The organism is Roseibium sp., from assembly GCF_039982295.1.
Lineage (GTDB): Bacteria > Pseudomonadota > Alphaproteobacteria > Rhizobiales > Stappiaceae > Roseibium.
The window spans coordinates 1-25106 of the sequence record NZ_JBDWYP010000084.1; the positions used below are offsets into that span (position 1 = coordinate 1).

A 25106-nucleotide genomic window follows, 5' to 3' on the forward strand; every position below is an offset into this window, starting at 1 on the left:
TCAATCACCGGCGTCTTCTGGAGACCATAGGAAACATCCCTCCGGCTGAAGCGGAGGAACGATACTACGCCACGCAGGATCAACCGGCGGTGGCAGCATAACTTAAACCAAACAGCCTCCGGCAAACCCGGGGCGGTTCAGCGAGAGTTTTTCTGAAATCGCAAAGCGCGAAAACCAATCCGTCAACACTGTCCAGCGGGTCATATCGCTCGCGTTTCTGGCACCGGATATTGTCCGGGATATTCTGCGTGGACAGCAACCGGTATCCCTCACGTCGGACTGGCTTCTGCGCCAGACGCTGCCGTCCGATTTTGAAGACCAACGCGCGCTTATCCAGTCTCTCACCTGATCTCCCCAGCCGCAAACCCCATGCGCTAAAACCGCAAACAGAGACTTTTGGAACCGTGAGCGGAATAATCCGCAATTGGCGCCTTCAATACCAAAACAGAGACAGCACAAGGCTTTGAAAAGTCGGGAACTTGCCGCAAACTCAATATCAAATAAGCATATTTGGAGGAAAATGGCTGGGGTGGAAGGATTCGAACCTTCGCATGGCGATACCAAAAACCGCTGCCTTACCGCTTGGCTACACCCCAATACCGTGGAGACGGTGTATAGCCCCGCCTTTTGGCGAGTGCAAGACCCGGAGCAGTATAGAATATGGGGACCCCGCAGGGTTTTCCCCAGCATCGATAAGATGTTGCCGAAATGAGCAAAGAGACCGACGGGAAGCGCGCGCCAAAAAGACAATTTCACGGCGCCAACAACAGGTCACAAAAGCCGCTGTCGGCAACACAACCCAACCTTTCCTGCAACGACGCGAAAGCAGCGGTTTCCGCGGCGCAGATCCTGAGACGGCGGAATTTTACTTCAGCAAACGACAAGCCTCTTGCGAGGTGAAAAAAGCGGTGCTAATAGACCGCCACGTCAGCGAGGCGGATCGTTTCGCTGTTCCCGACAAGCTTCCAAATGCTTGAAATACTGGATCGGAGTGTAGCGCAGCCTGGTAGCGCACCTCGTTCGGGACGAGGGGGTCGGAGGTTCGAATCCTCTCACTCCGACCATTTTCTGGTCTTTGCATCTCACAAGACCTGAAGCTGTTTCCCCAGATGCCTGCCGATTGCGTCTTTGGCGATAGGCAGTGTCGTGGTCCTTCCGCCTTCCTTGATTTTCGAACAAGCGTCATTGCGTATCGATACGCGAGGCTCAAAGTTCCGCCACGTGCGATCAATTCGCACTATGATCCTGTCCAAGGCCATCACTTGTCGCCCCTGCAGCAGATAGAGTGCATGGGCGTACCTCCCCTTGTTGATCAAGCGCGCAAATATACGCTTCCTTCCGGGCTGACCTCATTGTGACCAGCATCACGCATGCCCCCAACGTTTCCTGATAACGCTGTAATCTGATAACTGCAGGGTTCCCGCATTGACGGGAGCGATCAGGACAGGTCAAGCTCAACGCGAAGATCCGGGGGACGACAATGAAACCGCTATTCACACGACGCTTTCGCCTCGTCATGGCTGCCTGCTTTTTTATCTGCTCTCCGCTTTTCGGTCCGGCCTTCGCAGCCGAGCGTCTGGCATTGGTGGTCGGCAATGCGGATTACGACAGCGCGACACTGACGCGCCTCCAGAACCCGGCCAATGACGCGGCGCTGATCACCGACAGTCTGAAGTCCACAGGATTTGAAGTCGACCTCGTTCTGAATGCGGACCTGCGCACCATGAAGCGTGCCGTTCGAGACTTCGCCGACAAGCTTAAAAAGACCGATCCGGGCGCCATCGCCGTCGTCTATTACTCCGGCCACGGCTTTGAAGCAGGAGGCCAGAACTACCTTGCCCCTCTGGGCGCAGACCTGCGCGATGAAATTGACGCTGAATTTGAGGCCCTGTCAGTGGACTGGGTTTTGTCCGCGGTTGAATCGGCCCATGACGGCGCGAACATCGTCATCTTCGATGCCTGTCGCAACACTGCCCTGTCGCGTTCAGCAGGGGGGACCGTTGGCGGCTTTGCCTTCTTGAACAGCACGCCACGCGGAAGCTTCATTTCGTTCGCGACAGCACCTGGAAGCACAGCCACGGACGGCACGGGGCTCAACAGCCCCTACACGCTTGCAATTTCGCGCGAAATTCGCGTTCCCGGCGCGACGGTCGAAACCGTGTTCAAACGTGTTCGCAAGCAGGTCGTCGAAGCCACGAACGGCGATCAGGTACCCTGGGACCACTCGTCCCTGACGGCCGATATCGTGCTGACACCGTCGGACATCACGGACCAGAACCAAGTTGCGGCAAATGTGCCAGCTGATGCGAGCACGATCCAGTTGGAGCTGCAATTCTGGAACGATGTCAAAGCCAGTGACGACAGGTCGCAAATCCAGGCCTATCTCGATCGCTTTCCCGGCGGTTCTTTCTCCGAACTTGCCAAGGCGCGCCTCGCGCAGATCGGCAGCAGTCCCGCCGGCGAGATCGAGCAATTGTTTGCTAAACTTCAAAGCCGCTCCCTGCTTGTTGAAAATCCGCAAAGCCCACTGGAGTTTTATGCCAATGCCCGCATGCGCGAGATCAAGGGCGACTATCCAAAGGCCCGGCAGGATTATCTGAAGTACTTCGCGTTCGGAGAACCACAGGTCGACCCACACATCCGGTTTCAGGCCGTACTCAGAGCGCAGGAGGGCCGGGCTGGTGCACGTGAATTCTATCACTCGCTGACCCAGGGTCGCAGCGATCCAACAACCTTGTTCGCCGAAATCCTGTTGCAGGAACGAGACGAACGAATCCGGCGCTTCAGTGCCTTCGTCGATGCCTATCCGGAGTTTGTTCCCGCCCTTTATGAGCTGAGCCTTGATTACTCACAATCCAGGCTTGGCCAGCAGTCGATGGCAGACAAGACGACGGAACTCGATCTCTTGACGCGTTTCCTTGAAGGCGTGGAAGATGGCCGTTACCTGCGATATTTCATTGACCAGCAGATGGCCGCCCAGCGCATCGAGGACGCCAAGTCGCGACTGGCGGCGTTGTCAGGCCTCAACACCCAGGCACTTGCCAATCCGGTCAAGCTGAATGCCATGCGCAGCAATCAGGGCTGGATGCTGTCCCTGGCCATTGCCGACAGCGCGCAGGAAATCTTCGTTCGGCTGCCGGGCGAGGACTTCCGGTCGACCGGATTTGTCAACGGAGCCCTCAACCCAACGACGGGACAACCGATCCCCTACCCTGGCTTCGAACTGCCGGGAAATGCCGGTCCGACCGACGTGGAGGTGCAATACACCGATGTTCATGGCGATGTTCGGGGGCCGTTCAAGATCGCGTTCAATCCGAATGCAGCTCTGATCAAGTCCCAGAAAGACATTCTTGAACGTCTATCGAACGGTTGGATCAGTTATCAGGATTGGGATGGCAAGCAGCTGGCCTATTTCACGCAGTTGATCAGCTATCGCTGCGCCATTGCATCGGTTCGTTACGCGGTGAACAGCGATCAACCAGATACAGCTTTCGAGATCGGCGAATGCGATCCTGACAACCCACATGCGATCCCCAGAAGCGGACCGGGATCCGTCGTCTTCGCGAATATTCCAAAGTCGACGGAATATGTCTCCGTACAGCTGACCTATGCGGACGGCACGACTTCGGACGTGAAGCGCTTCGACGCCCCAAAATGACCCTTTTGCCTCGAAGATACAGCGACTGCTTTCCAGTCGGTGCCTCAAGACGATGATGGCACAAAAGCCAAGGCGGGTCGCACGTCCGTTCCAAAGATACCTGGTTGCCCTCGCAGTTGGCGCGTTGGCGGCGGCCTTGACGCTGCCATTGTCGTCGCGCCTTGGGCCGACCCTGGGTGATCTGCTAGCGATCTCTGTTCTCGGAGATTGCAACGATTGCGAAAACGACATCGTGCTCGTGACGATCACCGAAGAAACCCTGGCGCAATTTCCCTACAGATCTCCCATCGACCGCGGTTTTCTGGCACAGTTGATAGAGACCATCGACGCTGCTTCACCTAAAAAGATCGGTCTGGATGTGCTTCTTGATGGGCCGAGCGAGCCTGCCAAGGACCAGCAGCTGCTTGATGCGATTGACAGATCCAAAGCTCCCGTCATCCTTGCGGAAGCAGGCACCAGAGAACACCTTACGCCTGAGCAGGCGGCCCATCTGCAGGCCGTGCTTTCAGGCCGCGAGAATGCATCCATCGTGCTGCAGCGGGACGAGGCTGACGGTATTCTTCGGCATCTCCCACGGATTGAAGAGGAAAACGGGAGGTCTGCGCCAAGCTTTACAGAAGCTCTTTCTGGAAAGTCCTTGCCTGGCAAGCTGACGGCAGAACGCATCATCTATCAATACAGATCCGACGGCACCTCGCCCTTTCCGCAATATCCCGCTCAAACAGTCGCATATCTTCCGAAGGCCTGGTTCACAGACAAATACGTGCTCATCGGGACCGACCTGCCCTATGTCGACCAGCATCCCACACCCATGGTTTCAATGGTGGGTTCGGAAGCCGGGACGTTGACGGGCATAGAGGTTCACGCAACGATTCTGGCGCAGCTTCTGTCCGGGCGCTCGCTTGGGGCCGTCTCCCTTCTTCAAAGTATTGCCTTGATGGTGCTTGCCGGGCTGGCTGCGAGCTTCGGCTTTCTGATGATTGCACGGCCTCTCACCTACTTCACGCTGCTTTTTCTCGCCATCGGCACATACCTTTTTGCCGCGTGGATGCTGGTGTCGCTTGAGACCCTGCTCCTTCCCGTCCTCGGACCGCCAGCTGCAGCCGTGTGCTCTGCACTCATCATGGCACTGATACGTTGGCGCAAGGATCGCTCGGAACGCGTGTTCCTGCGCTCCGCTTTTTCAAAATATGTAAGTCCTGCGCTGGTCAAACGTCTGACCAGTGGTGACATCTCCCTCAAGCTTGGTGGTGAAAAACGTCCGGTCACCTATCTGTTCACCGACCTGCAGGGCTTCACCAGCCTGTCGGAGACCTTGCCTCCGGAGCAGATGGCGGAGCTGCTCAACAGCTATCTGGACCGTATCTGCGATTTGGCGACCGAGCATGGCGCGATCATCGACAAGATTATTGGCGATGCGGTCGTCTGCTTTTTCGGAGCGCCGGATGTGGATGCGCACCAAGCCAGACACGCTCTTGACCTATCTCTCGCGCTGGACACCTTTTGCGAGAGCTTCCGGGCAGACGCCAACGACCGGTCCATTGCTCTCGGCGTAACCCGGATAGGCATTCACCACGGCGAGGCCGTCATCGGAAATTTCGGCGGCAGCCGGTTCTTTGACTATACGGGTATTGGCGACACCGTGAACACTGCCGCGCGCCTGGAAGGTGCGAACAAGTTTCTCGGCACACGCATTTGCGTCAGCAACACCGTCGCCGCCAAATGTCCCGGACACCACTTCCGCCCTCTGGGAGATCTGGTGCTTAAGGGCCGGAGCCAGCCGGTTGCCTGTTTCGAACCAATTTCCGACGAAGATCTTTCCGCCGACTGGATGCAAGCCTATCAGGCAGCCTATCTGAAGATGTCTGAAGGCAGTCCGGACGCGCTGTCCTGCCTTGAAAGCGTCGCTGAGTTGAAACCGGGCGATGGACCGACCCGATTTCACATTGAGCGATTGCGCGATGGCGCTGCTGGAACGAAAGTAACGCTGTCGGAGAAATGATTGGCTGGTGCCTTTCTGCCGAGCAGGGCGCAGTCTATGGTTTGGGCGACAAACTAGGGAGCAGTTCAAATGCGATACATGGCATGGCTTATGGCCTTGATGCTTGGTTGCTTTGCCGTCCCTGCCTGGGCGGATATGGTCGTCGTTGCGGCCAGCGGGGACACTGACCACCTGCCGGGTGATATTCTGACGCCTACGGCCGTGCTGACGCTGCCCAGCGGAGCCCGAGTCACGATCCTGTCCCAGGGCGGCAAAATGCACGTGATCGACGGTCCGTTTGAAGGTTCTCTTGAGGACGACAGCTCGACGAAATCTACCTCGCCTGTTCCCGCAAGCTGGGATACTCTGAAAGTTCTTCTGGGCGACCCGGACGCGCGGTCGAATGTGCTTGGTGCATCACGCAACCTTGACGGCGCATTTCGTATCCCGGCCAGCATCTGGCATGCCAGTGTTGCCAGCTCTGGTCCGCGTTGCGTTCGACAGTCGGAATTGACCCTTGCACGCAGAGATGCCTCAACTTCCGCTGTTGTCTCGGTGCGGAGCTCCGCAGGGCGCATCACCGACATTTCCTGGCCCAAGGACCAGACCACTTTGACCTTACCGAGCGACTTCGCCGCCGACGGGCGATTGGCAGTGAGCATTGACGGTGACTTGCGGGCACTGACCCTCAACACCCTTCCGGAGGCTTTGGATGAGGCCCTTCCCGGCGCACTTCTGACATGGCTCACCGAGAACAATTGCAAACGTCAGGCGATTGCGCTGATCCAGCGGGTCCATGACGGTGTTGAAGTGAACTAAGCGCTCCGGATCAAAAGTTCATGCTAAGGATGCCGTCGCCACCTTCTGTTCCGGCTGCTCAGGCATAACCATTGTGCCTAGCATATCAAACACTTCCCCGACGCCAATCAGCACCGGCTCGCTGGTATCAAGCGCCGCGACGCCGATTTCCAGATCGCGGAGCTTTCCCTGCCAGCGCTTTTCTTCTGGGCGCGCAATGCCTGCCATAACAACAACCGGTGTCGAGGGTGAGCGTCCCTCCCGGATCAACCGGTTCGAAATGCGACCGGCCATACGGCCGCCCATGTAAAATACAGTGGTGGTCGCCGGATCGGACAGACCGGCCCAGTCCACGCTTTCCTGCAGGTCGCCCTTCTTCGAATGGCCTGTGACGAAACGTACAGCCTGTGCATGATCGCGGTGGGTGAGAGAAATGCCGAGGGCCGAGGCCATGGCCGAAGCAGAGGTCACGCCCGGGACCACCGCAACAGGAATTCCTTCTGACTGCAAGCGCTCGATTTCTTCTCCTGCGCGGCCGAAGATCATCGGATCTCCTGACTTGAGACGCACGACGTTCTTGCCTTTCTTGGCAAGCTCCACCATCAGGTCGTTGATGTCTTCCTGTTTGCAGCTTTCGCGACCGCCGCGTTTACCGACCAACATGCGTTTGGCCTCTCTGCGGGCGAGCTCCAGAACCTCGTCGGCGACGAGATCATCGAAGAGGATCACGTCGGCTGCCTGGAGCGCGCGCACAGCTTTCAATGTCAACAGTTCAGCGCTGCCCGGTCCAGCTCCCACGAGCGTTACCCGTCCTTCTCTTGCCGTTTGCGCGACACCTGTTGCTTCGACCAGTGCTGCGACCTCTGCCTCAGCTTCGGGCGCCTCGCGCTCAGAAAATGCGTGATCTGTGAAAACTTCCCAGAATCTGCGGCGCTGGGGACCTGGCTCCAGTCGTTCCATGACCGCGCTGCGGACCCTGCCCGCCAACCCTGCCCACGCGGCAAGAGACAATGGCAGAAGCGTCTCAATCTTGCGTCGGATCGCCTGACCCAGGATCGGCGCGACACCATTGGTCGAGATGCCGATCACCACAGGTGAGCGGTTGACGATAGAGCCGAACTGAAATTCGCAGAATGGCGGATTGTCGATTACGTTGACCGGAACACCCGCGGCTTTGGCGGCACAGTAGAAGGCCCGTGCTTCTCCGTCGCTTGCCGCATCCGCAATTGCCAGCGCCGCTCCGGCAAAGCTGTCCGAACTCCAAGGCCGTGCATGATGAACAAACCGACCGTTCACACCGCCGGTCTTTATGAGGTTTGCCATGACCGGATTTAGGCCTTCGGCGTAGACATGAACCTCAGCTCCGGTCGCCGCCAGAAGCTCGGCCTTCCAGGCTGCCGCTTCCGTCCCGCCCGCCAAGAGGATCTTGCGCGTTTCAAGAGGAAAGAAGACCGGCAGGCTGGCCAGCGGCCCCATGCGTGGAGGACGTCCACGCCCGCCCGATGAAGCTTGCGAGATCGATTTGATCTCAACCGGCTTGCGCGATGTCGACATCGGCCGTCTCCTTGTGAGCAAGCCCATCCAGCAGGCTTTTGATCTCGGATCGGCAGGATCCGCAGTTGGTCCCTGCCTTGAGCACCGAACCGATGGCATCAACGGTTGACGCCCCTTCTCCCGCAGCCGCAGTGATTTGATTGATACCAATCTGGAAGCAGGAACACACAATTGCGCCAGGATCCGGCCGATCCGCCGCCGACCGGCCGGCCAGCACACGGTAACGATCGACCGGACTTTCGGCTTTCGTCTCCAGAAGAGATGTCGCCCATTGCCGGGAGACGGCAACAGGCTCCGGTGCAAAGAAAAATGCAGCGATCAGATCGCAGCCATTCCAGAGAGCGAGGCGTTGCACACCTTCGCACCCATCCTCATAGCTTAGGAATGCCGCGTCTTCAGCCTCTCCGGGTAAAAGTGCGCAAGCCATCTTTTTAAGATCGTCTTGAGTTAGCCCCGCCAGTTCGACACGCCAACCACCCGGAGCTTGAGCCAAAGCCCAGTAGTCGGCCGGAATGGCCTCCGGCCTGTCGCGCAGGACGGCAAAGCCGTACCAGCTGCACGAAACGGGCGTCAGGGCGACGGGCGTAAACTTCGACCCCGGCTGACCTGAGAAGAGGTCTGTTTCGGGAGAAACAACCGCATCGACACGACCTTTCGAGGCAAATTGGTCGGTCCAGTGCATGGGAACAAAGACAGATCCCTTTTGCGCCTTTTCACTCAACAGTGCTCTGACCACAACGCGGCCATGCGGGCTTTTCACTTCGACCAACTCCGCGTCGCCAAGGCCAATCGCGGCGGCATCTTCAGGATGAATTTCCGCAAAGGGTTCTGCGATGTGAGACGACAGACGCGCGGTTTTCGCCGTGCGCGTCATGGTGTGCCACTGATCGCGGATACGTCCCGTATTGAGGACAAAGGGATAAGTACGTTCCCTTCTTGCCGGAGCCGTCGCTTCTACCGCGACGAAGTTGGCCTTGCGGTCCCTGGTGAAGAACCCGCCGCCTGCAAAGAACCGGCTGTCGCGCTTTGCCTCCCCTGCACGTGCAGGCCACTGCACGGGTGTCAGATTGTCATAGTCCTGCTGGCTGATATCGGCGAACGCGCCGATGTCAAAGTCGCGTGTACCATCGTTCTCATGAGCCGACAGGGCCGCGTGTTCGGCAAAGACCTCATCGACGCCCGTGTAATTGAATCCTTCCGCAAAGCCCATGCGCTTGGCCACTTCGCACAGCGCCCGCCAATCCGCCCTCGCCTCGCCGGGCAGGTCCAGAAAGCGACGCTGCCGGGAAATCCGGCGTTCAGAGTTTGTAACCGTACCGTTCTTCTCGCCCCAAGCTGCAGCGGGCAACGACACATGAGCATAGGGAAGCGTATCGACCTCTGTCGAGACATCAGAGACAACGACAAATGGGCAATGCTTAAGAGCAAGGGCAACTTCGTCTGCGGCCGGCAGGCTGTCGACCGGGTTGGTCGCCATGATCCAAATGGCTTTGATCCGGCCATCACGCACCGCACCGAACATATCGACGGCCTTAAAGCCCTGGCGCCGAGCCATGTCCGGACTCTGCCAGAAGTCCTGCACCAACTGACGGTGTTCCGGGTTCTCAATGGCCATATGGGCGGCAAGCATGTTGGCCAATCCGCCAACCTCGCGTCCTCCCATGGCGTTGGGCTGCCCAGTGATGGAAAACGGCCCCATGCCTGCACGACCGATGCGACCGGTCGCAAGATGAGTGTTGATGATCGCATTGACCTTGTCGGTGCCGACGACCGACTGGTTGACACCCTGACTATAGACCGTGACCGTTTTTTCAGTGCGCGCCACCATTGTGTAGAATGTCGCAAGATCGTGAACCGACAGACCGGTCTGATCAGCGACCTTCACCATGTCCAGTGGGCCGGCTGCTTCCAATGCAGCTTCAAAACCATGCGTGTGCTGGTCGATAAAGGAGCGGTCAAGGCCGTCTATATCCGCGAGGAACGAAAGAAGGCCGTTGAACAAGGCCACATCTGTGTCTGGCTTGAGCGCCAGATGAAGATCCGCGAGTTCGCATGTAGCCGTCCGGCGAGGATCAACGACAACCACCCTCAGTGCTGGATTTTTGCGTTTTGCCGCCTCGATCCGCTGGAAAACCACCGGATGACACCAGGCAAGGTTTGAACCGACCAGAACAATCAGGTCCGCAAGCTCAAGGTCTTCATAGGTTCCAGGAACTGTGTCCGACCCGAATGCGCGCCGATGGCCGGCAACCGAAGAGGCCATGCACAGGCGGGAGTTGGTGTCGATGTTCGCCGAACCGATGTAGCCCTTCATGAGCTTGTTGGCGACGTAATAGTCTTCAGTCAGAATTTGGCCCGAGACATAAAAAGCAACACTGTCGGGCCCATGTTCTTCTATGGTTGCTGCGAACTTTGATGCAATCAGATCAAGGGCCTGATCCCAGGATGCCTGTTCACCGCCGATCTGCGGATAAAGCAAACGATCACTCAGTGAAAGCGTCTCCGCCAAGGCTGACCCCTTGGAGCACAGCCGACCAAAGTTGGCAGGGTGATCCGGGTCGCCCTTGACGGTTACATTTCCATCGGCTGCGATGTTCGCGAGAACACCGCAACCGACACCGCAATACGGACAGGTGGTTTTAACCGTGGCTTCTTGTCCTTCTTCGGTCACCTGTCTCTCTCTTTCTTGTTTCCTCGCCAGATCCGGGCTCTACCTTTTTGGTCTATTCGGCTTTCTGGGCGATGGGGCCTTTTCTTGAAATCTGTGGTCAGCCTGCGGCCCGAGACGCGAGGGCATCAACAGCCAGCAGGATCTTGCCACTTTCGACTTTTGCCGGTGTGGTCAGGACGGCTCCCTCGTCAGCTCCTTGTGCGAGACCCGTTGCCAGATCGAAGACCCAATTGTGAAGCGGACAAGTGACCGAGGAGCCATGGACAATGCCATTGCTGAGCGGGCCACCCTTGTGCGGGCAACGGTCATCCAGGGCATAGACCTCGTCGTTGACTGTGCGGAACACAGCAATGCAGCCTGCATCTGTCTTGACGACCCGGGCACCCTGGCGCGGAATGTCGCTAAGGTCGCCGATCGCAACCCAATCCTTGGTGACGACGTTCATTCTGCAGCCTCCAAAGACAGTGTAGCCATGGGCTTGAACTCATGCTTGTCCTTGCCGGAGACGCGCTCCGACCATGGGTCAACCTGTGCAAATTTCTGGGAGAAGACGAAAGCGTCAAAGTAGCGTTTGCGCATTGTCGCATCTTCCATGATCTGGCGCCGAATTTCCTCCACGCCGATCCGCTTGGCCCACTTGTAGATGCGCTCCAGATAGAAGCCCTGCTCGCGATACATCTGAGCAAGTGCAACGACATGTTCGAGCGCGTCCTCCTCGGTTGCAACATTGCCCAGGATTTCCGTGCCCTTGATGTCGAGCCCAGCTGCGCCGGCAAAGTGTATCTCATAGCCGCTGTCGACGCAGATGATACCAATGTCCTTGCAGGTGGCCTCCGCACAATTGCGCGGACAACCCGACACTGCCAGTTTCAGCTTGGCCGGTGTCCAGGAGCCCCACATGAACTTCTCGAGCTTGATGCCCAGGCCAGTCGAGTCCTGCGTCCCGAAGCGGCACCAGTCTGTCCCAACGCAGGTCTTTACCGTGCGCAGCCCTTTGGCATAGGCCTGACCTGAAACGAAGCCTGCCTCGCCCAAGTCAGCCCAGACACCCGGCAGGTCTTCTTTCTTGATACCCAGCATGTCTATACGCTGGCCGCCAGTGCATTTGACCGCCGGGATGTCGTATTTGTCGACCACATCGGCGATCGCACGCAGCTCCTTCGACGAAGTCATGCCACCCCACATGCGCGGGACAACAGAATAGGTGCCGTCCTTCTGAATGTTGGCGTGCACGCGCTCGTTGATGAAGCGTGACTGGTAGTCATCTGCGTACTCGTCAGGCCAGTCGGCCACGAGATAGTAGTTCAGAGCCGGCCGGCACTTTGCGCAGCCACAGGATGAGGTCCATTCCAACTCCTGCATGACCTCTGGAATGCTCTTCAGTTCCTTGGCCTTGATCAGCCGGCGCACATCGCCATGACCAAGATCCGTACAGCCGCACATGGGCTGGACGGCGGCCGGGTCATAGGCATCGCCGAGGGTTGCTACAAGGAGCTGCTCCACAAGTCCGGTGCAGGTGCCGCATGACGCGGACGCCTTGGTGTGTGCCCGAACGTCGTCGAGCCCGGTCAGACCCTTTTCATGGATGGCATTGACAATAGTACCCTTACAAACGCCGTTGCAGCCGCAGATTTCTGCATCATCCGGCAAGGCTGCAACGGCCGCCGTAGGGTCCAGGGGGGCGCCCCCCTGGTAGGCTTGGCCAAAGATCAACGTCTCTCGCATTTCGGAGACGTCTGTTTCCTTCTTCAGTAGGTCGAAGAACCATGGACCGTCTGCCGTCTCTCCGTAGAGAACAGCACCAATGATCTTGTTGTCCTTGAGAACGAGCCGCTTGTAGACCCCGGCCGACGCATCGCGCAGGACAATCTCTTCACGGTCCTCGGCCTCTGCAAAGTCACCAGCCGAGTAGAGATCGACGCCCGTGACCTTGAGCTTTGTCGCGGTGACCGAGCCCTTGTATTCGGAGCTCCCCCCCAGAAGGTTGTCCGCGATCACACCCGCCATTTCGTAGAGTGGCGCGACGAGGCCATAACACATGCCGCCGTGCTCAACGCATTCGCCGAGTGCAAAGATATCAGCGTCAGATGTTCGCATGTCGTCGGAGACTATGATGCCCCGGTTGACCTCAAGACCCAAGGACTTGGCCAGATCGCCAGACGGACGGATTCCAACTGCCATGACGACGATGCTGGCTTCAATTTCACTGCCGTCGTCCAGCTTGATCCCGGCAACCTTGCCGGCACCATTGTCAAGGATCTCATGGCTGTTGGCCTTGGTCCTCACGTCGATGCCACGGCGCTTGAACTCTTCCTCGAGCAAATAGCCAGCTGCCGGATCGAGCTGTCGCTCCATCAGCGTCGGCATCAGGTGAAGCACTGTCACCTCCATGCCCTGCATCTTGAGACCTGCAGCGGCCTCAAGACCGAGCAGACCACCACCGATCACAATGGCCCGGCCACCGTGAGCAGCCGCATCCTTCATCTTCTCCACATCGTCGAGATCTCTGTAGGTCAAAACACCTTCGAGATCCTTTCCTGGCAGAGGAATGATGAAAGGATTGGACCCGGTAGCGATGACCAACTTGTCGTAAGCTGCCGTGATGCCGTTTTCAGACGTAACCGTTTTCGCCTCGCGGTCGACCTCGGAAACTCTCGCCGACTTGTGCAGCGTCACGCCATGGTCGGCATACCAACTGTCATCGTGAGTGATGATGTCTTCATATGTCTTTTCGCCGGAGAGAACCGGAGACAACATCAGCCGGTTATAGTTCACCCTCGGTTCCGCATTGAAGATCGTGACGTCATAGGCGTCCCGATCTTTCTCGAACAGGAATTCCAGCATGCGCCCAGGCGCCATGCCATTCCCGACAACAACGAGTTTTTGTTTTGTCATCTTGATCACTCTGCTGCTTCGGTGCTGCCGGTGCCGGCAGCCTCATCCGCGACGGGAATGAATTTGGTGAAGGATGTTTGCACGAGCTGGATTTTATCTGGCGTCATGGCATGTTTCCTTTGGCTACTCGGCCGCCTCAATGGCTGCCTTTTGACGGGCGAGCCGGCTGGCGCGTTTTTGCTGAATGGATTGAAGTTGTTCTTCGCTCGGATCCGCACCGCCTTCATAGGCTTCCAGGAAGTCCAGAAGTTCTTCGCGGTAGGCGTAGTAGTCCGGGTGAGCCAGCAATTCCTTGCGTGAGCGTGGACGCGGAAGATCCACCTCCATGACGTTCCCGATCCGGGCGTTGGGACCGTTCGACATCATCACAACCCGGTCGGCGAGCAAGATCGCTTCATCGACGTCATGGGTAACACAGACCGCAGTCACCTGAGTGCGCTTCCAGACATCCATCAGGACGTCCTGCAACTCCCAGCGGGTCAGGCTATCCAGCATCCCGAATGGCTCATCGAGCAGCAAAAGCTTCGGTGACAAGGCGAAGGCGCGCGCGATCCCGACACGTTGCTTCATGCCGTTCGACATGTCCGCGGCCGCCTTTTGCATGGAGTCGCCGAGACCGACCTTGGACAGGTAGTATTCGATGATGTCGATTTTTTCCGACTTGGTCGCATCGGGATAGACCTTGTCCACGCCAAGCTCGACATTCTCGTAAGCAGTCAACCAGGGCATGAGACTTGGCGCCTGGAACACCACCGCCCGATCAGGCCCGGCCTTGGTGACATGAGTGCCGTCCAGGACAATCGCACCCTCGGTGATCGGGTTTAGCCCCGCGACCATCGACAGAACAGTAGACTTGCCGCAGCCAGAGTGGCCGATCAGCGTGATGAACTCGCCCTTCTTCATCTTGAAGTCGAAGCCATCGACCACAGTCAAAGGGCCTTTTGGAGTCGGATAGACCTTCTTCAGCTGACTGAATTCGAGGTAGCGGTCTTCCACCTGGGTCTTTGCAGCCCTTTGATAGGCTTCAGGTAGTTTATCCGCCTTGGCATCCTTGCCAGGCCGCTGTGTGATCGGCACGATATTGGGCAGGGATATCTCTCGCTCGTTCTCCGAGCCGCGCTCGGCTCCTGCTTCCATCAGATATTCGGTGATGGATGCGCGCAGTTGGATAAAATCATCATCCGAGTTCATTTCCGCACGGTCGCGAGGACGCTTGAAAGACACCTTGAACTCTGGTCCGAGCGTTGCCTTCGCACCAGGTTTCAAGGGAATGATCCGGTCGGCAAGAAGGATCGCCTCATCCACATCATTGGTGATGAGAATGATCGTCTTCTTTTCCTCATCGCAGATCGCAGCGAACTCATCCTGAAGCTTGGCGCGGGTCAGAGCGTCAAGAGCTGAAAGCGGCTCATCCAGCAGAAGAAGCTCCGGCTGCATGGCCAGTGCACGTGCAACGGCAACACGCTGACGCATGCCGCCGGACAATTCCGCAGGCATGCGATCACGCGCGTGCTCGAGGCCGACCATCTTGATGTACTTGTCGACGATCGCGCCGCGTTCGGCGGACGGCTTCTTCTTGAACACGCTGTCGACGGCCAGGGCAACGTTTCCCGCAACTGTCAACCAGGGCATCAAGGAGTAGGACTGAAAGACAACGCCCCGCTCCGGGCTCGGTCCATCAATCTCGCGACCCTTGAAGACAATGCCGCCCGTATCCGGCTCGATCAGACCGGCCAGAAGCGAAATCAAGGTGGTCTTGCCTGTGCCGGAGAAACCGACGATGGCGATGAACTCGCCCTCGTCCACTTTCAAATTGATGCTGTCCAATACGTCGGTGCGATGAGCACCTTCGCCGTAGGATTTCGATACACCCGAGATCTCTAGGAATGACATGGTCGCTCCTTACCGGTTCGCCGAGAAGGTGAAGGCGCGCTGCAATGCAAACATCAAGCGATCGAGCATGAATCCGATGATGCCGATGGTGAAGACAGCGACCATGATCTTGGCAAGGGACTGGGAAGATCCGTTCTGGAACTCGTCCCAGACGAATTTACCGAGGCCCGGGTTCTGCGCCAGCATTTCCGCAGCAATCAGCACCATCCAGCCCACACCCAGCGAGAGGCGGAGACCGGTGAAGATCAGCGGAAGCGAGGACGGCAGCACCAGCTTGGTGATGGTCTTCCAGGTCGGCAGCTGAAGCACGCGGCCGACGTTCATCAGATCCTTGTCGACAGATGCCACGCCGAGCGCGGTGTTGATCAGCGTCGGCCACATGGAACACAGGGTAACCGTGACAGCTGAGATCAAAAGCGACTTGGTCAACCAATCCCACGGATCGACATAGGTCGCCGAAATGATCATGGTGACGATAGGAAGCCACGCAAGCGGGGAGACCGGCTTGAAGATCTGAATAAGCGGATTGATGGCGCCATTGAAACTGCGCGACAAACCAGAGGCGATACCGAGCGGAACCGCTATCGCAGTTGCGATGAAAAATCCAAGTCCGACAGTGATGAGAGATGTGCCAATCTGATCAATGTAGGTCGGCTTGCCGGTATAGGTCCTGTGCTTGACCTTGTCGGATTTTCCTTCCGCAACAAGCTTGGCGTTGCGCACGTCCTGGCGCTCATAAAAGGCATCGGCCTTCTCGCGCTCACGGACATGATCTTCCCAAAGGTTGACCGTTTGCGTCCAGACCTGGGCAGGTCCGGGAACCGCGCCCAGAGACGTCTGAACCTGTGGTGCAAGAACACCCCACAGAACCAGAAAGGTTGCAATCCCTAGCAGCGGGATCACCAGAACGCGCTTCAGCTCGGCCATCTGTTCTTTGACGCTGTCGCCTGCAGCAATCTTGAGCAGAGGCACCAGCCAGGAGAAGCCCAATGCATCCAGCCAGCTCGATGCCTTGTTGATCTTCGTAAAAAGACGCTCCCGGCGCGCGGCGCGGGCAACATCAGAACCTGCTGAAATGTCGGCATTGGCCATGGACATGGTCCTTTGTCTGGAGACTTTTTGTCGTGTTCTTGTTTTTCAGGTGGCGGACGGTAATGCCCGCCACCTGGTTTTGTTGAGCGCGATCAGCCGCCGACGACCTCGCTGCCGTCCACGATCTGCTTGCCTTTCAGGCCGATCGGAAGGCTGTCGATATAGGCATTGGGCGTGCGGCCGTCGTAGGCGATGCCGTCGATGATGTCGGCAGCTGGTGTCGGCTCACGGTAACCGTCGGTTTCCCAAGGGAAGTCGGCTTCACCAACATGACCTTCTTCGACCAGCATTTTTGCAGCCTGCAGGTAGATGTCTGGGCGATAGACGGACTTGGCGACTTCGTCGTACCAGCTGTCCGGCTTGTGCTCGGTGATCTGGCCCCAACGACGCATCTGGGTCAGGTACCAAACCGCATCCGAGTAGTAGGGGTAGGTCGCGAAGTAGCGATAGAAGACGTTGAAGTCCGGAACGTCGCGCTTATCACCCTTCTCGTATTCGAAGGTGCCGGTCATGGAGTTGGCAATCACTTCCGCGTCTGCGCCGACATATTCAGAGCGCGACAGGATTTCAACCGCTTCCATACGGTTCGCGTTGTCATTCTCGTCGAGCCACTTGGCTGCCCGGATCAAAGCCTTGGTCAGAGCCAGTGTTGTGTTTGGGTACTTCTCGGTGAACTCCTTGGTCAGGCCAAAGACCTTCTCCGGGTTGTTCTTCCAGATCTCATAATCGGTGATAACCGGAACGCCGATGCCCTTGAAGACAGCCGCCTGGTTCCACGGCTCACCCACGCAGTAGCCATAAATCGTACCTGCTTCCAGAGTGGCCGGCATCTGCGGCGGCGGCGTTACGCTCAGAAGCGCGTCGCCCTGGATCTGGCCGGAGATATCGGTCTTGGAGTAGTAGCCGGGATGAATGTCGCCGGAAGCCAGCCAGTAGCGAAGCTCGTAGTTATGAGTGGAGACCGGGAAAACCATGCCCATGTTGAAGGGCTTGCCTTCATCCTTGAACTGCTCGACCACCGGCTTCAGGGCGCTTGCCTTGACCGGATGGACAGGCTTGCCGTCGTCCTGCATTTCCAGGTGCGGCTTCATCATTTCCCAGATTTCGTTGGAAACGGTGATGCCGTTGCCGTTCAGGTCCATGGAGAATGGCGTCACGATGTGAGCCTTGGTACCGAAGCCGATGGTGGCCGCGATCGGCTGGCCCGCCAGCATGTGCGCTCCGTCCAGTTCGCCGGTGATGACCCGGTCCAGAAGAACCTTCCAGTTCGCCTGAGGCTCGATGGTGACGAAGAGACCTTCGTCCTCGAAATAGCCCTTCTCGTAGGCGATGGCGAGCGGCGCCATGTCGGTGAGCTTGATGAAGCCGAACTTCAATTCGTCCTTCTCGACGTCAAGCATTTCAGCCTGAGCCGGCATCAATGTTGCCGTCAGTCCAGCGGCGAACATTGTGCCAAGCAAAAGCTTGCGGCCAATGGTGAGCGTGTCTGTTTTTTTCATCACTTGCTGATCCCTCATTCTGGCAAGTTCCCGGCCTGTTTCACCCGGCACGGGGTAGAAATAAAAAAAGCCGCCGATGGATCATCACATGCGGGAGGAGCATGGTTTGATCGCATCGGCGGCTTTGCCGTTCCGCCCTGCTTCGGGCGTTATCTCTGGAAGGCCTTCGTTGGCTCTGCAACCTACTATGCAGGGTCCGTGCCAAACTCTCTATTTTATCTTTTCATAATTACTATCAATAACTTACTTTATTTTCGGTGCGATTTGATATTTTGGCGGCGCATCATTTTCAGGCCCATTTCTTCGGCATCAGTCTATTTTTTACGCACCTGCAGCAATTTGACATCTGCTCAAACCCTGACGTTGAAACCCTCGACATAAGCCTCAATCCCATCGGGATCGAAGGAGTGCTTATCGAAGAAACGGGCTGGCTGAGGTTGTCCGAGAGCAGACTGGCTATCTACACCACAGGCTCTGCGATAGATCGCACTGCTGAATGTACCCCTAACAATCTCAAGGTCCGCGGCATTAAAGCGTGCCTGCCCCCAACGCACCATCTGGGAATAGAACCACAGACCATGCTCCAGGCGCGGGCAATGAGCGAGCGGACCCGAGAACGTCATAAATGGAACCTCCAGAGCGGAACTTTCCTTGCTCAACCGCATCTGATCGGTCAGCGCCGGAAGGCAGAGGCCTGCAGGACAATCAAGGAACTCGGCAGATGCCAATAAAGCTGCGAGTTGCGGTGCGTTTTCCTTGTTCCCGCACCATTCCGCAGATCGGACCAAGGACCTCACGAGGCGATCCAGATGATCCGGATTGCGTTCGGCCCAATTTGCCGTCACACCCAGCACCTTTTCGGGACTGGCCGGCCAAATGGCCTCTTTGAACGTCGCAATTCGTCCGGTACCTGCCTGAACCGCCGCAGTGTTCCAAGGCTCGCCAACGCAATAGCCATCGATCTGGCCAACAGCCAAGGCATCAGGCATCAGTGGAGGCGGCAGAACAGTGATCTCCACATCCGCATCCGGATCGACACCCGCGGCAGCAAGCCAGTAGCGCAACTCATACGCATGACCTGAAAAAGGATGCACAACGCCAAAGCGCAAACGATCACCACCTACGGTCTTGCGCCGAGCAATCACTTCGGCCAACGAGGAGCCGGTCGAGAAGGGATCGCCCTCCTCTCCGGCACCTGCCGAAGACATCTGGTCCCAGATCGCGCAAGACACCGTAATCGCATTACCTCCCAGGCCAAGCGCCATGGGAACGCGCATCGGAACAGCAAGACTGGTGATGTTGAGAGATGCGGCAATCGGCATGGGGCCGAGCATATGTGCAACGTCGAAATGCCCAACCGAAATTCGATCGCGGATGTTGGCCCAAGATGTCTCACGCACGAGTTGCAGGTCGATCCCCTCTTCCTCGGCAAATCCAAGGCGAGCTGCTGCCACCAGCAGGGCGCTGTCGAGAAGCGGGATGTACCCGGCAATAACGGTGTCGCTTGACCGCGTACTCATGAGCCTGTCCTGTTCGAAGTGTCTGACAAGAAGAAGGAGAGCATGTCCATCGCCTAATCCTCCAAAAGGCCGCTGGCGATGACGAGCCCTTGCGCCACCTCGATAATCTTCCGGCTCTGGTTCATTGCTGTCTTGCGCAGCAGACGATAAGCCTCATCCTCCGAGATGCCCTTGGACTTCATGATGATGCCCTTGGCACGGTCAATGGTCTTGCGTTCAGCCAGTTCGGTGCGCGCTTCTTCCAGCTCCCGGTTCAGGCGCGAATAGGCTCGAAATCTACTGATCGCCATGTCCAGGATTGGCTTGACCCTCTCCTTTTTCAGCCCATCAACCACGTAGGCAGACACGCCAGCGTCCACAGCGGCCTCAATCGAGCCGCTCTCGGACTTGTCGACAAACATGGCAATGGGGCGCTGAACCGCACGCGTGACCTGAAAGATATGCTCCAGCTGATCCCGGTTCGGGTTCTCCAGATCGATCACAATCACATCTGGCTCGATGGTGGTGATCTTGCGCAGAAGACCATCCATCTGATCGACAACGATCACCTTGTCATGACCAGCGTCAAGGAGGCCCTGCTCGATAATGGAGGCCCGGATCTTGTTATCGTCGATGACCAATATGGAAAGCGATGGCGTCATGGCGCCATTATGCGCATGCGAAATAATTGTGCAATGCATCATTACCATTGGAATAGCCTTCATCCCGGATCTTGGGAACTTCGGCTCGCCTCGGCCGTTTCACGAAAGAACCGCGTTAAGAGGAGAGAAATCCAATGACCAAGTCACATGGTCCATCGATCAAGGACGATGAGCTTTATGAAGACCTGAGAGACGACGGCATGAGCAAGGAAAAGGCCGCGCGCATTTCAAATGCAAAAGCCGGTGGAGGAACACCGTCGAGGAATGGCGGCAGCGCTCCCCCCTACGAGGACTGGACAAGGGACGAGCTCTACAAACGGGCTCAGGACATTGGCATCGATGGACGCTCCTCCATGGCGAAGGATGATCTGATCGAAGCGCTTCGTTCTCATTGAGGAGTGCCCTGGAACGTTTAACGAGGTTCGGCGGTTGACCCCCAGGCGATCGCACAAGGAAATGTCGCATGTCAGCCGGACCAAACAGCTCAGTGACCGAAGTGCTGGATTCACTGGAAGATGAAGTGAGCACAAACGGTGCTGATGTGAATGCCATACTGCACGCCTCGGGAAGTCGCGCCGCCGGTCCGCTGCTATTCCTGCCCGCCGTCGTAATGATATCTCCGGTAGGCGCAATTCCGGGCGTTCCGGTTGTTCTTGCAACCCTCATCATCCTGGTATCGGCCCAGATCCTGATCGGCTCGAGCCGTATCTGGCTGCCGCGCTTTCTCAGAGAGCGGTCGGTTCCAAAGGACAAGCTGCTGTCCGTGCTCGACCGGATCCGTCCGTACGCTCGGCGAGCCGACGGTTTCCTCGGCAACCACCTCCCCATACTGGCCAGGCCGCCGATGCCTCGCATCGTCGCCTTGCTCTGCATCATGCTCGCGCTGGCGGTTTTCCCCGCAACCTTGATCCCGACCGCCGCCGCTCTTCCAGGCGGCGCAATTGCCTTGCTGTCGCTGGGTCTTCTCACCCGTGACGGCCTCGTGACCCTCGCAGGCTTGCTTGCAACCGGCGCAGCGGTCTATTTCCTGCTTTTACTTTCCTGATCAAGGGTTGTCCTGAATGTCCGGTAAATCACAACCCTCTGCCTTTCATCCTGAGGTCGTCTCCAGCTCGCCGGAGGACGACACAGCGCGTGGGCGGCATGCAAGCAGTCTACGCGACATCCCCGCAAGAGGCTGGCTAGACATTGGCTTTCGCGTGTTCGGGCAGCTGCAGAAGGATCAGATCGGTCTCGTCGCAGCCGGTTCAGCTTTCTTTATCATCCTGTCGATCGTTCCCGCTCTCGCCGCGTTTGTCTCTCTCTACGGACTACTGACTGACCCGAGCAGCCTCGCGCGACAGATCGACGAGCTGAACGGACTGATCCCGGCAAGTTCACTCGACATCATTCGCGAAGAACTGCAGAGGCTGATTTCAAGCCCCGGCAAAAGCCTGGGGCTTTCCTTCCTGTTTTCGCTTGCGCTTGCGATATGGAGCTCCAACAAGGGTGTCAGCGCGCTCTTTCAGGCCATGAATGTTGCCTACAATGAGAAAGAGAGCCGAGGGTTCTTTCATCTCAAGTCCGTTACCCTGCTGTTCACGCTGAGCGTCATGGTCTTCGGCCTCATCCTTGTGAACGCGGCGGTTGTCATTCCCCTGGTGTTTCAGTTCCTCGGTCTCGGCGGCATCTATTCCCTGCTGGCGGGCACCTTTCTGCCGCTCGTGGTCGTTGTCATGAGCGTGATCGGTATCAGTGCCCTCTATCGCTGGGGCCCGAGCCGCAAGCCTGCGAAGTGGCGCTGGATCAGTCTTGGCTCGTCAGGCAGCGCCCTGGGCCTCGTCTGTGTTTCTGCCGGATTTGCATACTACCTGTCGAACTTCGGTCACTACGGCGCGACCTATGGCTCGCTGGGCGCCGTCATCGGCATGATGATGTGGATCTACCTGTCCACTTATGTGGTGTTACTGGGTGCTGAAGTGAACGCAGAGATAGAGCGCCAGACCGCAAGAGACACGACCGTGGACCCGAAAGAACCCAGAGGCTCAAGAGACGCGGCCGTCGCCGATAATCTGGGTAACAGCCAGGCCCCTTAATCATGACTGCCGCAGCGCAGGACTGAAGACGGGCTCGATTTCACAAATCCTCTTGATGCTCCATGTCCTGGTCTTGCGACCGACCTGGCTTGAGGCCGTTGATCCCTGCGACAAGGATTTATTAACCGCGAAGGGGCAGTTTTTCTTTAGCTAATAATTTCAAAATATACTCTCTTCACGTTGCTTACAGGGTACGTGGCCAATGAATTCGAAGCGTCGAACTGCCAGCGTGACCTGCGTTTCACCACACGTCCTGACACTAGCAATTACCAAGGCGATATTGGTACCGGCCATTGTCGCCCCGCAATCCGCACGTGCCGACCATTACGTTGAATGCACAAGCCTCAGCAAAAACTGGACTGACAAAGATTGCTGGCACGATCGTCATCGGCCCGACCACACGGGTGGTAGTGATGTGATCATCGGGGAACATGGAAGCAATAAGAACTACCAAATAAGCATTACAGATACCGCGGTCGATTCCTACTACGGCGTGACCAAAATGCCTGTCAAAAACATCACGATCGGTGAGAACCACAAGTTTGTAAGCAGTTCTATTGTTCGCGCGCTCGGCAGCCTGAAGGTTTCCGGCAGCAAAGCCGGCCTTGCCGTGACGTCCCATATCTATCTGGGCAAGAACGGTGGCGCGGGCACGCTTTCGATCGAAAATGGCGCAACGGTCACAACAGATCGGTTACTGACTGGAGGCTACTACCACGACAGTGCGGAAACCCATGCCGTGGGATCCGGGATAGGCAACTTGAATATTTCCGGATCCGGCAGCTCTCTAACCGCGAACAAGGTTGTGCTGGGCGTTTCAAGCTCCACAGATCAGACTTTCACGATGTCTGACGGCGCACTTGCAGATATCAGCACGTTCACCGTGAACGCAAAGGGCGCACCCTACCCCAGCGGCTACGCCTACAAGCCGGCAGTCTCGATCGACAACTCCACACTGAGTGTCGACGCGCTCACAATCACGCCGGATCCCAGCGCAAATATCTATGATGTTTTCAAGGTCAATGGCGGTAGTGTCCTAAAGGCCAAGACCATCAATCTGACGACCAACACAAACTCCTACTACAACAACACAACGCTTTGGTTCTATGGCGGCACGCTGCATATGATCGACCGGAACAATGGCTCCTCGCCTTCGACTTCGGTCAACAACCAGCTCGTCTTTGGTAACGATTCCACCATGCTTTTCGACGCAACCGCGCTGGATGACCATGCGGATCTTTATGTCGCCAAGGATCTGGTCAACCCGACCTATACAAGCTCTCTGGATCACCTGACGTACGCAATCATCCATCTGGCCGTGAACGCCAACAAGCGCGGCTTCACGCCGGAGCTCGACAAGGAATTCACCATCATCGAAACCAAGGAAGGCTTCGAGATCAACAGCACCGCATACGGGCTCAAGGTCGAATCCGGCTATCATTTTCTGGATGCCAGTGCCCGCTTTGAGGGTACCAAAGGCTATTTGACGCTGACCAAAAGTGCGAAGGCAGTAACATCAAAGGCAGTGACGGGAAACGAGAAGGCCGTTGGCAGGATCATTGAGGAATTTGGCGATGGACATGCCGTCCATGACGCTTTCATCGGCACAACCAGCAGTCAGTCGGCAAGCTTGATCTATAACGGCTTGACTGGCGAAACCCATGCAAGTGCGGCAAGCGGTTCTTTCCATTCAGCCTTCGCCTCCTCTGGCGTCATCACAGGGCGTATGCAAGGCACGCAAAACTCACTTGGAAGCACAAGTGCTACCGCTTTTCACGGCGATGGCGAAGGCTATTCACCGTTCCTGAGCGGCCCGGAGATCTGGTTCCGCGGCTATGGAAACTTCCTCAGTGTTAGTGGCACCGGATCGGCAGCCGACACGGATACGACAACCGCGGGAATGATGGCCGGCGTCGATGCGCTGGTGAACGACGCCGCGCGGCTTGGCATGGCCTTTGGCTATTCCCGCACTTTCTCAAGCACCTCGGACCGCTTTTCCAAGTCCCGGATCGACGGGTATCATGGTTTCGTCTATGGCAGCGCCCAGTTCGGTCCCATCGGACTGCAAGCAGGCCTCGGAGCGACCTACAACCAGATTGATGCCAGCCGAGAGACCGGCATCTCCGGCCTTCCAGGTTTCCTGACCGCTGATTACACCGGCTGGACTGGTCAAGCCTGGATGGAAGCTGCCTATGGTCTTCCCTTTGGTCTTGCCTCAAGCTTCGAGCCCTTCGCCGGATTGAGCCTTATCAGCAACCACACGGAGAATTTCACTGAAAAAGGCAACGCTGCAGCTCTGAACGTAAGCTCCACGCATCAGACCAATCTTTTCTCCACGCTCGGGATCCGCCTTGGGCACGAGATCGACCTGTCGGATACCAGCGCATTCCGGGTGAGCGGGTCAGTCGGCTGGCGGCATGCCTTCGGCGAAATCACTCCGGAAAGCACCATGTCCTATGCATCCGGTTCCAGCAGCTTCACCATTTCCGGCCTGCCACTGGAGCGCGACACGCTCGTATTCGATGCCGGTCTCGACATGGCAATGACCGAAAATACGCTCATTGATCTGCGCTACTCCGGCCAGCTGGGTGCCCATGCACAAGATCACGGCATCAAAGGCACACTTCGCCTGAGTTTCTGAGCGACAAGTGCCTCTATGCTGATCGCAACTGACGGTCTTCCCTTCAATCTGAGCAAGCGAACACTTTCGCCCCTCTCAAGCCTTTTCTCTTCAGCGTGAATTTGCTTGTCTTTTCGAATTCGGAGCCTGTGAGGAGGCCGCGCATTCCCAACGACGCGCGGCAAGGCTCCAGCATTCGGGAGAAGACA

At 57.3% G+C, this 25106-nt stretch carries 16 protein-coding genes and 2 tRNA genes; 8 read left to right on the plus strand and 10 right to left on the minus strand.

Annotation, left to right across the window (positions count from 1 at the left end; all coding sequences use genetic code 11):
* Positions 1 to 521: 521 nt before the first annotated feature.
* Positions 522 to 596 (minus strand) — tRNA-Gln (locus ABJZ52_RS17665).
* Between the two features lie 391 nt (positions 597 to 987).
* On the opposite strand from ABJZ52_RS17665, the gene ABJZ52_RS17670 reads away from it, so the two are divergent.
* From ABJZ52_RS17670 to ABJZ52_RS17685, 4 genes are all read left to right on the plus strand, one after another.
* A tRNA-Pro gene (locus ABJZ52_RS17670) sits at positions 988 to 1064 on the plus strand.
* 416 nt (positions 1065 to 1480) lie between these two features.
* Positions 1481 to 3658, plus strand: a complete 2178-nt coding sequence (locus tag ABJZ52_RS17675) for a caspase family protein (RefSeq protein ID WP_348192234.1) — start codon at positions 1481 to 1483, stop codon at positions 3656 to 3658.
* Between the two features lie 52 nt (positions 3659 to 3710).
* On the plus strand, positions 3711 to 5660 hold the full coding sequence (locus tag ABJZ52_RS17680; protein ID WP_348192236.1) for an adenylate/guanylate cyclase domain-containing protein: 1950 nt from the start codon (positions 3711 to 3713) through the stop codon (positions 5658 to 5660).
* Positions 5661 to 5729: 69 nt separating this feature from the next.
* Entirely contained in the window at positions 5730 to 6458 is a 729-nt protein-coding gene (locus ABJZ52_RS17685; protein ID WP_348192239.1) for a hypothetical protein, read from the plus strand.
* Positions 6459 to 6476: 18 nt separating this feature from the next.
* Here the strand turns inward: ABJZ52_RS17685 and cysG are convergent, their stop codons facing one another.
* The 9 genes from cysG to ABJZ52_RS17730 form a co-directional block, all read right to left on the minus strand.
* On the minus strand, positions 6477 to 7913 hold the full coding sequence (gene cysG / locus ABJZ52_RS17690; protein ID WP_348192494.1) for a siroheme synthase CysG: 1437 nt from the start codon (positions 7911 to 7913) through the stop codon (positions 6477 to 6479).
* Between the two features lie 52 nt (positions 7914 to 7965).
* Positions 7966 to 10662: a nitrate reductase gene (locus ABJZ52_RS17695; protein WP_348192240.1), complete on the minus strand. Its 2697-nt coding sequence runs from the start codon at positions 10660 to 10662 to the stop codon at positions 7966 to 7968.
* Between the two features lie 97 nt (positions 10663 to 10759).
* Positions 10760 to 11107 carry a nitrite reductase small subunit NirD gene (nirD, locus tag ABJZ52_RS17700; protein ID WP_153771191.1) on the minus strand — a complete coding sequence of 116 codons (348 nt, stop codon included), beginning with the start codon at positions 11105 to 11107 and terminating at the stop codon, positions 10760 to 10762.
* On the minus strand, positions 11104 to 13557 hold the full coding sequence (gene nirB, locus ABJZ52_RS17705; protein WP_348192243.1) for a nitrite reductase large subunit NirB: 2454 nt from the start codon (positions 13555 to 13557) through the stop codon (positions 11104 to 11106). Before nirB ends, nirD begins: the two co-directional genes overlap by 4 nt.
* 123 nt (positions 13558 to 13680) lie before the next feature.
* Positions 13681 to 15450: an ABC transporter ATP-binding protein gene (locus tag ABJZ52_RS17710; protein ID WP_348192246.1), complete on the minus strand. Its 1770-nt coding sequence runs from the start codon at positions 15448 to 15450 to the stop codon at positions 13681 to 13683.
* A gap of 9 nt (positions 15451 to 15459) precedes the next feature.
* Positions 15460 to 16542 carry an ABC transporter permease gene (locus ABJZ52_RS17715; RefSeq protein ID WP_348192249.1) on the minus strand — a complete coding sequence of 361 codons (1083 nt, stop codon included), beginning with the start codon at positions 16540 to 16542 and terminating at the stop codon, positions 15460 to 15462.
* A 92-nt stretch (positions 16543 to 16634) separates the two neighbouring features.
* Positions 16635 to 18041, minus strand: coding sequence for a CmpA/NrtA family ABC transporter substrate-binding protein (locus ABJZ52_RS17720; protein ID WP_348192252.1), 1407 nt, complete (start codon positions 18039 to 18041; stop codon positions 16635 to 16637).
* A gap of 350 nt (positions 18042 to 18391) precedes the next feature.
* The gene (locus tag ABJZ52_RS17725; protein WP_348192255.1) at positions 18392 to 19561 is read right to left on the minus strand and encodes a CmpA/NrtA family ABC transporter substrate-binding protein; all 1170 of its coding nucleotides are present in this window, start codon (positions 19559 to 19561) and stop codon (positions 18392 to 18394) included.
* Positions 19562 to 19614: 53 nt separating this feature from the next.
* Entirely contained in the window at positions 19615 to 20202 is a 588-nt protein-coding gene (locus ABJZ52_RS17730) for an ANTAR domain-containing protein (RefSeq protein WP_153771185.1), read from the minus strand.
* Positions 20203 to 20336: 134 nt separating this feature from the next.
* Here ABJZ52_RS17730 and ABJZ52_RS17735 point away from each other — a divergent pair, with 134 nt between their 5' ends.
* From ABJZ52_RS17735 to ABJZ52_RS17750, 4 genes are all read left to right on the plus strand, one after another.
* A complete protein-coding gene (locus tag ABJZ52_RS17735; protein ID WP_348192258.1) occupies positions 20337 to 20597 on the plus strand; it encodes a Rho termination factor in 261 nt (86 codons plus the stop codon).
* Positions 20598 to 20665: 68 nt separating this feature from the next.
* On the plus strand, positions 20666 to 21247 hold the full coding sequence (locus ABJZ52_RS17740; protein ID WP_348192260.1) for an exopolysaccharide biosynthesis protein: 582 nt from the start codon (positions 20666 to 20668) through the stop codon (positions 21245 to 21247).
* 16 nt (positions 21248 to 21263) lie between these two features.
* The gene (locus tag ABJZ52_RS17745) at positions 21264 to 22277 is read left to right on the plus strand and encodes a YihY/virulence factor BrkB family protein (RefSeq protein WP_348192263.1); all 1014 of its coding nucleotides are present in this window, start codon (positions 21264 to 21266) and stop codon (positions 22275 to 22277) included.
* Positions 22278 to 22779: 502 nt separating this feature from the next.
* Entirely contained in the window at positions 22780 to 24918 is a 2139-nt protein-coding gene (locus tag ABJZ52_RS17750; protein ID WP_348192266.1) for an autotransporter outer membrane beta-barrel domain-containing protein, read from the plus strand.
* The last annotated feature ends 188 nt before the right edge of the window (positions 24919 to 25106 follow it).